Origin of the sequence: Halorubellus salinus (assembly GCF_020567525.1) — an archaeon.
GTDB lineage: Archaea > Halobacteriota > Halobacteria > Halobacteriales > Natrialbaceae > Halorubellus > Halorubellus salinus.
Genome location: NZ_JAJCVI010000005.1, coordinates 227767 through 240435, shown reverse-complemented (window position 1 = coordinate 240435; position 12669 = coordinate 227767). Strand labels below are relative to the sequence as shown.

General features: G+C 68.2%; 12 protein-coding genes. 10 read left to right on the top strand and 2 right to left on the bottom strand.

Translation table 11 applies throughout. The annotated features are described in order from the left end of the window. Positions 1-170 precede the first annotated feature (170 nt). The gene (locus LI336_RS15370; RefSeq protein ID WP_227134032.1) at positions 171-2609 is read right to left on the bottom strand and encodes a PAS domain S-box protein; all 2439 of its coding nucleotides are present in this window, start codon (positions 2607-2609) and stop codon (positions 171-173) included. A gap of 195 nt (positions 2610-2804) precedes the next feature. Here LI336_RS15370 and LI336_RS15365 point away from each other — a divergent pair, with 195 nt between their 5' ends. The 4 genes from LI336_RS15365 to hjc all read left to right on the top strand — a co-directional run bounded on the left by LI336_RS15365 (position 2805) and on the right by hjc (position 6117). Beyond that, positions 2805-3491, top strand: a complete 687-nt coding sequence (locus LI336_RS15365) for a DUF2306 domain-containing protein (protein WP_227134031.1) — start codon at positions 2805-2807, stop codon at positions 3489-3491. A gap of 96 nt (positions 3492-3587) precedes the next feature. Continuing rightward, positions 3588-4871, top strand: a complete 1284-nt coding sequence (locus LI336_RS15360; protein WP_227134030.1) for an adenosylhomocysteinase — start codon at positions 3588-3590, stop codon at positions 4869-4871. Between the two features lie 368 nt (positions 4872-5239). Then, positions 5240-5572 (top strand): carboxymuconolactone decarboxylase family protein, encoded by a 333-nt coding sequence (locus LI336_RS15355; RefSeq protein ID WP_227134029.1) that lies wholly within the window; start codon positions 5240-5242, stop codon positions 5570-5572. A gap of 116 nt (positions 5573-5688) precedes the next feature. Then, positions 5689-6117 (top strand): Holliday junction resolvase Hjc, encoded by a 429-nt coding sequence (hjc, locus tag LI336_RS15350; RefSeq protein ID WP_227134028.1) that lies wholly within the window; start codon positions 5689-5691, stop codon positions 6115-6117. A gap of 17 nt (positions 6118-6134) precedes the next feature. Here the strand turns inward: hjc and LI336_RS15345 are convergent, their stop codons facing one another. Next, a complete protein-coding gene (locus tag LI336_RS15345) occupies positions 6135-6881 on the bottom strand; it encodes an SWIM zinc finger family protein (protein ID WP_227134027.1) in 747 nt (248 codons plus the stop codon). 182 nt (positions 6882-7063) lie between these two features. On the opposite strand from LI336_RS15345, the gene LI336_RS15340 reads away from it, so the two are divergent. The 6 genes from LI336_RS15340 (at position 7064) to LI336_RS15315 (ending at position 12655) form a co-directional block, all read left to right on the top strand. Next, positions 7064-7399: a DUF7471 family protein gene (locus tag LI336_RS15340; protein ID WP_227134026.1), complete on the top strand. Its 336-nt coding sequence runs from the start codon at positions 7064-7066 to the stop codon at positions 7397-7399. A 24-nt stretch (positions 7400-7423) separates the two neighbouring features. Then, the gene (locus LI336_RS15335; RefSeq protein WP_227134025.1) at positions 7424-7939 is read left to right on the top strand and encodes a winged helix-turn-helix transcriptional regulator; all 516 of its coding nucleotides are present in this window, start codon (positions 7424-7426) and stop codon (positions 7937-7939) included. A gap of 79 nt (positions 7940-8018) precedes the next feature. Continuing rightward, positions 8019-9575, top strand: a complete 1557-nt coding sequence (locus LI336_RS15330; RefSeq protein WP_227134024.1) for a TrkH family potassium uptake protein — start codon at positions 8019-8021, stop codon at positions 9573-9575. Positions 9576-9785: 210 nt separating this feature from the next. Next, entirely contained in the window at positions 9786-11072 is a 1287-nt protein-coding gene (locus LI336_RS15325) for a DUF7405 family protein (RefSeq protein WP_227134023.1), read from the top strand. A 164-nt stretch (positions 11073-11236) separates the two neighbouring features. Continuing rightward, positions 11237-12325 (top strand): DUF7350 domain-containing protein, encoded by a 1089-nt coding sequence (locus LI336_RS15320; protein ID WP_227134022.1) that lies wholly within the window; start codon positions 11237-11239, stop codon positions 12323-12325. Between the two features lie 90 nt (positions 12326-12415). Beyond that, positions 12416-12655 (top strand): DUF7472 family protein, encoded by a 240-nt coding sequence (locus LI336_RS15315; RefSeq protein WP_227134021.1) that lies wholly within the window; start codon positions 12416-12418, stop codon positions 12653-12655. The last annotated feature ends 14 nt before the right edge of the window (positions 12656-12669 follow it).

Genomic DNA, 12669 nt, shown 5'->3' with positions numbered 1-12669 from the left:
TCGCGGCGCCGCTTCCTCCCTCTCCTGCGACGCACACCCCTCGCGTCGCATACACGCTCCAACGACCCGGCAGCGACGCGTCGCCTGCAGCGGCTCACAGGAACCCCGACAGCGACGGCTCCCCACACAGGAAACGGCCGCCTGACGGCGGCCGTATGCTGGTGCGGTCGTCAGTCCGACACGAGCTCTGACTCTTCGCCGCCCTCGGCGGCGCCGGCCGCGAGCGGGAGGCGGACGGTGAACTCCGCCCCGCCCTCCGGGCGATTCTCGACGTCGATACCGCCGTCGTAGGACGCCACGAGCTCGCGGACGAGGTACAACCCGAACCCCGTCCCGGGCGAATCGAAGCCCTTCTCGCCCTTCTCGAAGATCGCGTCCCGCATCGCCTCGTCGACGCCCGGCCCGTCGTCCGCGACCGCCACTACCGCCTCGTCACCGTCGACGCGCGCCGACACCTCCACCGTCGGCTTCGGCGAATCGTTGTGCTGGACCGCGTTCGACAGCAGGTTCTCGAACACCTCCGGCAGCAGGTCGTTCCCGACGACGCGCACGTCCGGCGCCGGGTCGTACGTGACCGTCGCATCGTCGTACGCCTTCCGCGCCTTCTCCACCTCCGCCGACAGGACCGCGTCGAGCACCACCGGCTCCGTGCGCTCGCCGTCCTCCTCCGTCAACACCTGCATGAACGACCGCATCGTCTCGATGAGGTCGACCATGTCCCGGACGCGCGACTGCACCGTCTCCAGGTGCTCCGCGACCTCGGGGTCGACGTGCCCCGAGAGCAGGCCAGCGCGTGCATCCACGACGTTCATGCCGTTCAGGAGATTGTGCCGGATGATGCGGTTCATGAACTCCAGGCGCTCGCGCTCGTGCTCCAACTGCTGCTCGCGCTCCCGGCGCTCGGTCATGTCCCGCGTCACCTTCAGGAACCCGCGGAGGTCGCCGTCCTCGTCGCGTAGCGCCGTTATCGACACCGTCGCCCAGAACCGCGACCCGTCCTTCCGAACGCGCCACCCCTCGGTCTCCGTGCGTCCGAGCTCTCGCGCCTCCGACAGCAACCGCTCGGGCTCACCCGCCTCGCGGGCCTCCTCCGGGTAGAACGTCCGGACGTGCTCGCCGAGGACCGCCGACGGCTCGTAGCCCTTGATCTGGCGTGCACCACGATTCCAGGACGCCACGTGCCCGTCGGCGTCCAACCGGAATATGGCGTACTCCTCGACGTCACCGACGAGGGACGCGAACTGCTCTCTGGTCTCCCGCAAGGCCTGCTCGCGTTCGTCGCGCCGCCGCGCCAACTCCAGTTCGTTCCCGACCCAGTTCCCCATCAACTCCATGACCGTCATCTCCCAGTCGTCGACGGGCTCACCGGGCTCCGGCCCGTAGAACGCGAGCGTCCCATACAGTTCGCCGTCGACGTGCACGGGCATCCCGACGTACGACTCCACGTCGACGTCCGCGTGCGACAGACAGTCCGTGAGTTCCGCGGCCTCCGTGGAGAGGTGCCCGAACCGCTGGCTCTCGGTCGTCTCGACGACGCGTCGACAAACGGTATCCGAGAGCGGGTACGTCTCGCCCTCCGCGAGCGGCCAGTCGCGCGGACTCGCCGCCCGAACGTGGAAGTCCTCGCCGTCGACGCGCGCCAGCAGCGCGAACTCCATCTCCAGTTGCTCGCGGCCGACCTCCAGTAGCGACGTGATGCGTTCGTCCACGGTCGCGGACCGGTCCAGGAGGACGTCGTGGAGTTCGCGAAGCACGCGTTCGCGGTCCTCGAGTCGCGCGGTCGTCTCCTTCTGCGCGGTCACGTCCGTGTAATGCTCGATGCGGCCGCCCTCGTAGAGCCCGGACTCGATGGGTTGACTCCGGTACTCCAGCCAGCGTTCCTCGCGGTCGTCACTTCCCAGCACGTGGCACTCGAAGCGCTCCTCGTCGCGCGACCCGTCCGCGTCGTACACCGCTTCGAGTCGTTCGCGGAACCGTTCGGGGTCGGCGACCGCGGTCGCCGTCTCCGAGAGCACCTCGCGTTTCGGACGCCCCATGACGTCGTCGCGGTTCACGCCGAAGTACTCCTCGACCGCCTCGTTCACCCACACGACCTCGCCGTCGTCGCCCAGGACGAACAGCGCCACGTCGCTGGAGTCGAGGACGTCCTCCGTCATCGACCGATACCGTTCCTCGCTACGCTCCAACTCGCGGCGGTCCTGCGACCGCATCACGCTATAGATGCCGATGAACGACCCGAGGACGAGCCCGACCGCGGCGTTACTCGACGCGATGACGGCGACGTCCGTCCCGTTCTGGTAGTACAGCTGGATGCCGAGCACCCACGCCTGGAGCGCGAGCACGCCCCCGCTGACGACGAGACTCCACGTCGCCACCCGGAGGACGTGCTCGCCGTCCCAGTCGTTCAGGTACAGCCAGGCGACGACGACGCCGAACGCCACGAGGAGGAGACCGGGGAAGGAGAACTCGACGAGCGAGATGAGGATCGACGCACCGTCGCTCACCACGTCGGCGTACACGTCGTACAGCTGTGCGACCGCGACGACGACCCCGAGCGCGAGGAGGACGAAGACGCCGATCCGCCGCTGGAGGTCGTCGCTGATGTCCATATCCTATCATGCGTCGACCGGACCCGAAAGACACCCCACCTAACTGTCTAGCCCGGATACTCTCGTCGGGAACCGTCGACGCTGGACGGTCCGTTCGCGTCGACCCACCGTACAGCCAACCCCCACCCCAGTTTGTTCCACGCGATCACGAAACACACGATACGTCTTTATTTCATACTCCGCCGTACTCGTATCATGACGATCCTCGAAGACGCCACTCTCGGCGTTCACATCCTCGCCGGCGTCGTCGCGCTCGTAACTGGTGCCGGCGCGATCGTCACGAAGAAAGGCAACCAGCGGCATCGACGCCTCGGCCGCACGTACGTGTACGCGATGGCGGTCGTCTCCGTCACGGCACTCGGCCTGCTCGCGATCGACCAGACGATCTTCCGCGTGTTCCTGGGCTTCGTCGCCGTGTTCAGCTTCTACTTCGCGTTCTCCGGCTATCGCGTCCTCTCCCGGAAACGCACCATCGACACCCCCGGCACCGTCGACTGGGTGGTAACCGGCCTCTTCGGTGCGTCCGGCGTCGCCCTCGTCGCCATGGGTGCGTGGTTCCTCAGCGAAGGGATCGACTTCGGGATCGTCGTGCTCGTCCTCGGCACGATCGCGCTCACCACGACCGCGGGCGACGTCCGCCAGTTCCGCGCCACCGACCTCGAACCGCGCGCGTGGTTCTTCGAGCACATCAACCGCATGGGTGGGGCGTACATCGCGACCATCACCGCGGTCGTCACAACGAACGTGAGTGAGGTCCCGGGCGTTCCCCTGCCGGTGATCTGGTTGCTTCCCGCTGCCGTCGGCGGCATCGCTATCTGGTACGTCTCCCGGCAGTACAAGGCCAAGTTCGACCGCGGGACCAGCCCCCAGACCGCGGACTGACCCGGTACCGACACGCCGACTCGGGTCGACGGGCACACCGTCGTGAACGAATCCGGCTTCGGTAGGGTTTTTGCGTCGCTCCCGCTGGTATCTCGCATGACAACGTATCCGTCGGTGACAGCGCAACTCGACGACCCCGACGCCGCTCGCGAAGAGGGTCGTCGGAAGATGGAGTGGGCTCGCCAGCACATGCCCATCCTCGAAGCGCTCCGCGAGGACTTCGAAGCGAACCAGCCGTTCGCCGGCCAGCGCATCGCGATGGCGATGCACGTCGAAGCGAAGACCGCGAACCTCGTCGAACTCCTCGCCGACGGCGGCGCGGAGGTCGCCATCACGGGCTGCAACCCCCTGAGCACGCACGACGACGTCTCCGCGGCGTTGGACGCGCACGACTCCATCACGAGTTACGCGGTCCGCGGCGTCGACGACGACGAGTACTACGAGGCGATCGAGGCCGTCATCGACCTGGAGCCGACCGTCACCGTCGACGACGGCATGGACCTCGTCGCCGCCATCCACGAGGACTACCCCGAACTCATCGACAGCATCCTCGGTGGGGCGGAGGAGACGACGACGGGCGTCCACCGCCTGCGCGCGATGGACGACGACGACGCCCTCGACTACCCGGTGTTCGCGGTGAACGACACCCCGATGAAGCGCCTGTTCGACAACGTCCACGGCACCGGCGAGTCCTCGCTCGCGAGCATCGCGATGACGACGAACCTCTCCTGGGCGGGGAAGAACGTCGTCGTCGCCGGCTACGGCTACTGCGGGAAGGGCGTCGCGAAGAAAGCCGCGGGCCAGAACGCGAACGTCATCGTGACCGAGGTCGAGCCCCGGCGCGCGCTCGAAGCGCACATGGAGGGCTACGACGTCATGCCGATGACCGAGGCCGCCGAGGTCGGTGACGTCTTCATCACGACGACCGGGAACCGCGACGTCGTCGTCGACGAGCACTTCGACCGCATGAAGGACGGCGTCCTGCTCGCGAACGCCGGCCACTTCGACATCGAGATCGACCTGGACGCGCTCGACGACAAGGCCGTCGACCGGTACGAGGCCCGCGACGGCGTCGAAGCGTACGAGATGGAAGACGGCCGCCGCCTGAACGTCCTCGCCGAAGGCCGTCTCGTGAACCTCGCCGCGCCCATCGCGCTCGGCCACCCCGTCGAAGTCATGGACCAGTCCTTCGGCATCCAGGCCGTCTGCGTCCGCGAACTCGTCGAGAACCCCGACGCCTACGACGCCGGCGTCCACGACGTCCCCGACGAACTCGACAAGGAGGTCGCCGAGATCAAGCTGGAGGCCGAGGGCGTCGACTTCGACTCCCTCACCGACACGCAAGAAGAGTACATGGGGAGCTGGCAGCACGGGACCTAACGGCCCGCACGAGCATACGGCCGCCTCCAGGCGGCCGTTTCTGTGGAGTCGTCGGTGCGCGGTGAACTAATCGCACGAGCATACGGCCGCCTCCAGGCGGCCGTTTCCATGCTTGACTGACCGCACGAGGATACGGCGTCCCCTCGGACGCCGTTTCTGCGTTGTGGTCGGTCCCGTCTCTTTGGTCGTAAGCCGTCGTGTCGAAATCAGGTAACTGTCGCCCACGGTCCCGTTGTACGACCGCGTGGGTCTCTGAACTCCTTCAGGGAACCAACGTGGACAGATAGCTGGCTCAGCCGTTACCTTCTCCAGGAGTCACTGTTCAACCACCGGAACTATTGAGCACACTGGGCCGCATGACGTCGATAATGCCTGGTGGGCAATCCGACGATCGAGAACGGTTGAACGAACTGATGGCGACCCACGACCCGTTCTTCGCCGAATTCGGGGCGCTGGACGAATCCACGTACGCGGACGGCGCCATCCCGAAACGCTACAAGGAACTCACCGGCCTCTCGATCTCGGTCGCGACGCGGTGCGAGGAGTGCGTCACCTACCACGTCGAGGGGGCGATGGACGCAGGTGCCGAGACGGACGAACCGATCGAAGCGATCAAGATCGGCGTGATCGGTGGCGGCTCGATAACCTATCCGACCGCCCGATTCGCGTTCGCACGGCTGGAGGAACACGACGTCCTCTGATCGATATCGGGGCGCGCGCGAACGACCGACCCGTTCGACGTCCGGTGCGTGCGGCTCGGTTCCACTTCCACCGTGCTATCCGGTGGTTTATGCGCGTCCGTGAGTGACGACGTGGTATGAGCGCGAGTCGGAAGGGGAATCGTCGGGAGCGCGAGCTCGTGAACGCGCTGGACGAGGCGGGGTTCGCGGTGATGCGCGCGCCGGCGTCGGGGGCGGCGACGGACCGCGAGCTGCCGGACGTGCTGGCGGGGAACGGCGACGACTTCTACGCGATCGAGGCGAAGTCGTCGTCCGGGCGCCCGATATACCTCGAGGGCGAGGAGGTTGAGGCCCTGGTGTACTTCGCGCGGAACTTCGGCGCGAAACCGCGCATCGCGGTGCGGTTCGACCGCGAGGACTGGTATTTCTTCCATCCCGGCGACCTCTACACGACGGACAAGGGCAGCTATCGCGTGAAGAAGGAGACGGCGCTCGCGGACGGCACGGACTTCGAGGAACTCGTCGGGGATACGGAGAAGACGAGCCTCGGCGACTTCGACGCGTAGCTTCTCGCGAACCGGGACTAGCGCGACTCGCGACGTTCGTCGTCGAGCCGCTCCAGTCGCGACAGCGGGAACGAGTACACGCGCAACTCGCCCGGCCGCGGCCCCGCTCGCTCCACGCGTACCGACGGGTAGACCGCCGCGACGACCGGGTCGCTCGCCGGATACGCCGCGTTCGTCTCGTAGTCCGCGACCGACACGTCCCGCCCCGGGACGCTGACCTCGTCGGCGCGCTCGGGCGACACCGCGACCACGAGCACGACCTCCTCGGTCTCCCGGTCCCACGCCCGGTCCCCGACCACGAACCGATGGGCGTCACAGAGATGCGGCTCCCGCGCACCCGGCGGGACGAGCGCGAACCCGCCGCAGGACGCGCACGTCGACGCGACGTGACTCGGCGGCGCCACCGCACCCGCCGTTATCTCGATCGCGACCCGCCGCAGATGCTTGCAGCGCGCGCCCCTGATGGCGTGATCCGGACACGAACACCGGCTCTCGGTGACGTCGACGAGGTAGTCGTTCCCGCTCTGGCTGTGGACAGCGTACCGGCCGCTCCCGAGCGCGAGCACCGTCATCGCCTCCGTCCGCGCCCGCACCGACCGCTCGTCCACGTCCGACGCCGAGCGCTCGCCGTCCTCGCCGTCCACGGCGCCGTCGACGGCTTCCTCGACGCCGCCGTCGGCGCCGAGAACGCGGTCGCTCGACACCGCAGCACGGTCGTCGAACCGATCGGCTCCTGACGCGGGTGTGTTTCGAGTGTGCGTCATAGGTATCCAGGCCACACGACCCGTCCGGGCCGCGTAACCGTCGACTAGAAACAGGGGTTCCAGCGACTTCAAGCCTCGCACGCACGCGCGCACGAGCGCTGACAGCAGACGGAAGAGCAGAATCAGGTCGCTTGCGGGGTCGACCGAGGCCTTCACGAGGCTCCGGCACGTACGCGCCGACGATGGCATCCGTGGTCGCGGGCGTCGCCCTGCACGCCACGCCAACAGTCGGGCCGGCGTACGCCGCCGTGCTCGTCCTCGCGAGCCTCGGGAGCGCCGCCCTCGGCGGCCTCGCGCTCGCCGCGTTCGCGCGCCGCCGCACCAGCCCGTACCTCTTCGTCGCACTCGCCGTCGTCGCACTCGCCGCACGCAGCGCGGTCGGGTGGCTCGGGATGATCGGCGGCCTCTCCGCGACCACGCACCACACCGCCGAACACGGCCTCGACGTCGTCATGGTCGCACTCGTCGTCGCCGCCGTCTGGTACGCCCGCAGCGTCCGTCCCGCGACCACGCCCTGACACCCACACCACAGCGAGACCCGCATGACAGACACCAGAACCAGCATCGAACGCGCCGTCGCCACCACCCCGGGCGTGCACTTCAACGAGCTCGTCCGCGACACGCCCTACGCGCCCGGCCAGGTCCAGTACCACGTCCGCGACCTCGTCGACGCCGGCGCGCTCGCCCGCGAGGAACTGTTCGGCCGCACGCACTACTACCCGCCCGAGTACGACGCCTTCCAGCGGCGCGTCCTCGCACTCGTCCGCCGCGAGACCACCCGCGACGTCCTCCTCGCGTGCCTCGACGACGGCTCGAACCGCCCCGGCGACGTCGCCGACCGCGTCGGCATCGCCCGCAGCACGCTCGAACACCACGTCACCAACCTCGAAGCCGCCGGCGTCATCGAGAAGGAACGCGACAGGCGCGGCCGCGTCACCCTCGCGCTCGCCCGGCCCCAGCGCACCGCCGACCTCCTCGAGACCGTCGAACCCAGCGTCTCCGACAAACTCGTCGACCGCTTCACGCGCCTCGTCGACGACCTGCTGGCCGCCGACTGACCGCCACTGACCGATCCCTGCCGACCGTCGCCGCCGAAACTAGTACGCTCTTCACTCCCCTCCCACAAGGACGGGACAGATGACCCGTCCGACGAGCGCGTACGTCAATTATCGAGTGAGCGTCGCCTACATCGGGTCCGTCCTCAAGTACCTGGCCGCGGCACCGCTGTTCCCGCTCCTGCTCGCGTTCTACTACGCCGAGGACCCACTCCCGTTCGTCGCGGGGAGCGCGGTGATGCTCGCGGTCGGCGTGCTCTTCGAGCAAGCGCACGACACGAACGACGAGGACGCTCTCGGCAACCGCGAGGCGTTCCTCGTCGTGAGTCTCGCCTGGCTCGTCGTCCCGCTCGCCGGCACCGTCCCGTACCTCGTCGCCGGCACCGGCACCGTCGCCGCCCCCGTGAACGCGCTGTTCGAGAGCATGAGCGGGTTCACGACGACCGGCGCGACCGTCCTCGGCGAGATATCCGTCGACCGCCACGGGCACGCGATGCTCATGTGGCGACAGCTCACGCAGTGGCTCGGCGGCATGGGCATCCTCGTCCTCATGGTTGCCATCCTCCCCGAGCTCTCCGTCGGCGGCGCGCAGATCATGGACCAGGAATCCCCCGGGCTCTCGCTCAACAAACTCACGCCGCGCATCCAGAAGACCGCGCGAGTGCTCTGGGCCATCTACGTCGGATTCACGCTCCTCGCCGCGGCCGTCTACTACGCCCTCCACGTGGTCGACGTCGCACCGAACATGGACCTCTACAACGCTGTCGCGCACGCGCTCACGACGCTCCCGACCGGCGGGTTCTCGCCGGAAGCCCGGAGCGTGGAGGCGTTCACGCCCGCCGTCCAGTGGGCGGTGATGCCGTTCATGCTCGTCGCCGGCACGAACTTCGCGCTGTTCTGGTACGTCCTCCGCGGCGAACCCCGTGAGCTCGTCGAGAACGCCGAGTTCCGTTCGTATCTGCTCGCCGTCGTCGCCTTCGGCGCGCTCGTCTCCGCGCTGCTGTTCGCCGGCGTCGGCCTCGACGCCGTCCCCGCGAACGTCGACGCCATCCCGGGTAACGCCGAGAACTCGCTTCGACAGGGCCTCTTCCAAGCGATCGGCATCGTCACCACCACCGGGTACGCGAGCATGGACTTCAACACCTGGGACCCGTCGACGCAGACTATCCTCCTGTTCGCGTACTTCCTCGGCGGCTCCGCGGGCTCGGCCGCCGGCTCCATCAAGATCGTCCGCTGGGTGCTCGTGAAGAAGGCGGTCCTCCGCTCGTTGTTCACGTCGGTTCACCCGGACGCCGTCAGACCCGTCCGTCTCGGCGGTGAACCCGTCGACGAGGACACCGTCCTGAGCGTGTTCACGTTCGTCATGCTGTTCCTGGCGCTGTTCGCAGCTTCGACGATCCTCCTCTACCTCGACAGCCTCCGGACGCCCGACCTCGCGCTGACCGGATTGGAAGCGATGAGCGCCGCCATCGCCACGCTCGGGAACGTCGGCCCCGGCTTCGGCCCCATCGGCCCGATGGACAGCTTCCTGCCGTTCTCGAACGCCGGGAAGCTCTACATGGTGTTCCTGATGTGGATCGGCCGCCTGGAGGTCGTCTCGGTGCTCGTCATCCTCACGCCGTCGTTCTGGCGGTCCTAGCGCGACGAAGCACTCGCTCAAGGCCGCGTTTCCGAACGCAACCGGCCGTACCGCGACCGAACCGCCCGAACCGGGACCGCGGCCTCGCGGGCTGGTGGCTCGCTCGGCAGCGAGGCAGTTTCCCGGTCGCCTGGCGGCGAGCGTTTTCCTGCCTCGTTTTTCGACTTGCGGACCACGCAGTACAAGAAACTGTAGTCCCTACGGCCCCGCATGGATCCACGAGACGGTCGCGGACTCGATCGGCGCGAGTTCGTGAAGTCGGCGGTCGCCATCGGCGGGGCGAGCGCGCTCTCGGCGTGCCTCGACCGCCTCCCCGGCGACGGCCGCGACGTCCCCGAGGGCGGCGACCCGTCGACGCTCCCGGCGCGCCAGCACGCCTGGAACGAGTTCCTCCCCACGGACGAGCACGGGAACGACGTCATGGCGCGCCACCACGTCCTCGCGTACCTCGACTACGCCGGCGACGGCACGCCCACCGACGCCGAGCGCGAGACCGTCGAGACCGCCCTCAGGAGCCTCGAACGCGCCTACGAGTACTCGAACGAGGGCCTCCTGTTCACGGTCGGGTACTCGCCGTCGTACTTCGAGCGCTTCGACGAACCGCTCCCCGAGAGCGTCGACCTCCCGGCGCCCGAACCGATGTCGTCGTTCGAGGACCCCACGTTCGACGAGCAGGACGTCCTCGTGCACTTCGCGAGCGACCACGCCGACGTCGTCCTCGAAGCCGAACAGGCGCTGCTGGGCGAACGCGACGCCGCGAACGACCGCGAGCTGGACGCCGACCTCGCCGGCGTCCTCGAGCGCGCGGATCGCCGAACCGGCTTCGTCGGGAAGGGCCTGCCCGCGGAGAACAGCGACGTCGACGGCATCCCCGACGACGCCGACGTCGACGAGGACGCCCCGCTGTACATGGGGTTCAAGTCCGGCTTCAAGAAGAACCAGGCGACCGAGGACCGCGTCACCATCCAGTCCGGGCCGTTCCAGGATGCGACCACCCAGCACGTCTCGAAGATACGCCTCCGGCTCGACGACTGGTACGGCGAGCAGGACCAGGAGGACCGCGTCGCCGAGATGTTCTGTCCCGCGCACGCCGACAACGACGTCGTCGAAGGCGTCGGCGAGAACCTCGGCGACGGCACGAAGGTCAACGAGTGTCCCGCGCACTTAGACGAGACCGCTCAGGAGTACGGGCGCGTCGGCCACAACCAGAAGACAGCGCAAGCGCGCGACGAGAACGACAGTCCGCGCATCCTCCGCCGGGACTTCGACTCGACCGACGGCGGCGAAGCCGGCCTGCACTTCCTCGCCGTCCAGCGCACCATCACGGACTTCAAGGAGACGCGAGAGGCGATGAACGGCACGGACGCCACCGAGAACCCCGCCATCCGGCAGCGCGTCAACAACGGCATCCTCGAGTACACGTTCGTCCGCCGTCGCGGCAACTTCCTCCTCCCACCACGGAAGCATCGCGCACTCCCGACGCCACGGCCGGAGTGACGCGACGGCGAGATGACGCGACGGCGAGATGACGCGACGGCGAGGTGACGCGACGGCGAGGTGACGCGACGGCAAGGTGATGCGACGGGCGTTCGACCCGCGAACCACGCGGTTTCGAGTCCTAAACCACAACCCGCTTTTGCGTGACTCCCCGACCCTCGTACATGGATAGACGCACGTTCCTCCGGACGGCCGGCGCCGCCGCGACGGCGAGCGCGCTCGGCTCGACGGCGGGCTGCACGGGCCTGCTCGAGACGCGCTCGGCGCGCTCCCCGCCCGTGCTCGAGGACCGCCCGAACGCGGTGTACTTCCCGACACACATCGAGGGCATGGAGATGGGCGAGATGGGGAAGTCCGGGGACTACGCCGCGATGACGATGTACTCGTACCCGCATCGGTTCTGGAACGTCAACGGGACGAGCGTCGAGAAGACCCCCATCCAGGAGGGCGACGACGCGCACGTCATGGTGAGCGTGTTCGACCCGGAGACCAGGCAGGTGCTGCCCGACGCGGGCGTCAGTATCGCCATCGAGAGCGACGGCGAGACCGTCAGTCAGGAGACCATCTACCCGATGCTCTCCCAGCCGATGGGGTTCCACTACGGTGCGAACTTCGACCTCGGCGACGTCGACGCGGCGACGCTCACCGTGAACGTCTCCGTCGGCGGGCTCGAGGGCAGTGGCGTCACGATGACCGGCGACTACGCGGGCCGGTTCAGCGAGGGTGCGACCATCCCGGTGGAACTCCCCTACAGCGAGGCGACGAAGGAGAACATCACGTACGAGCAGACCCCCGACAGAGCCGGCGAGCTGGCGGCGCGCGGACCCATGCAGATGGACATGGACATGCCGATGGGCGTCGCGCCCGCACCCGGCGACCTCCCCGGGCGCGTCCTCGGCGACCCCGCGAACGACGACCCGAAGAGCGGTGACGCGGTGTTCGCGACGACCGTCGTCGACGCCGACCGCTTCGACGGCCGCTACCTCGCCGTCAGCCCGCGTACCCCGTACAACGGCTACGTCATCCCCCGCATGGGCATCCAGGCGACCGTCGATCGCGACGGCGACACCGTCTTCGACGACGCGCTCGACCGCGTCCTCGACCCCGAACTCGGCTATCACTACGGGGCGAGCGTCGACGTCCAACCCGACGACGACGTCACGCTCTCCGTGACCACGCCCGCGCAGGTCGCACGCCACGAGGGCTACGAGACCGCGTTCCTCGAGTTCGACGACGTCGAACTCACCGCGTGACGTCGGCGGGCGTCCACGTCACGCTCACCCCTCGAACGCGCCGACGGCGAGTTAGACACCCTTTTGTCCCCGCCCCGGTTCAAGTCGCCTATGGACCGTCAAGACTGGATCGAGGTCGTCGTCTCCATGGCCTCGGTTCTCGTCATGCTCGCCATCTTCGTCGCCATCGGGTTGACCTACGGCGACGCGCAGGGCGTCCTCACCGTCGACGGCGGGTTCGTGCTCGCCGGCGCCATCATGTTCTTCGTGCTGTTCATGGTCGGTATCGGCTACGGGCTCGCGTACCTCACGAAGTCCGAGGACGACGACGACAACGGCAACCCGGCTTGACCGCGACGCACGCG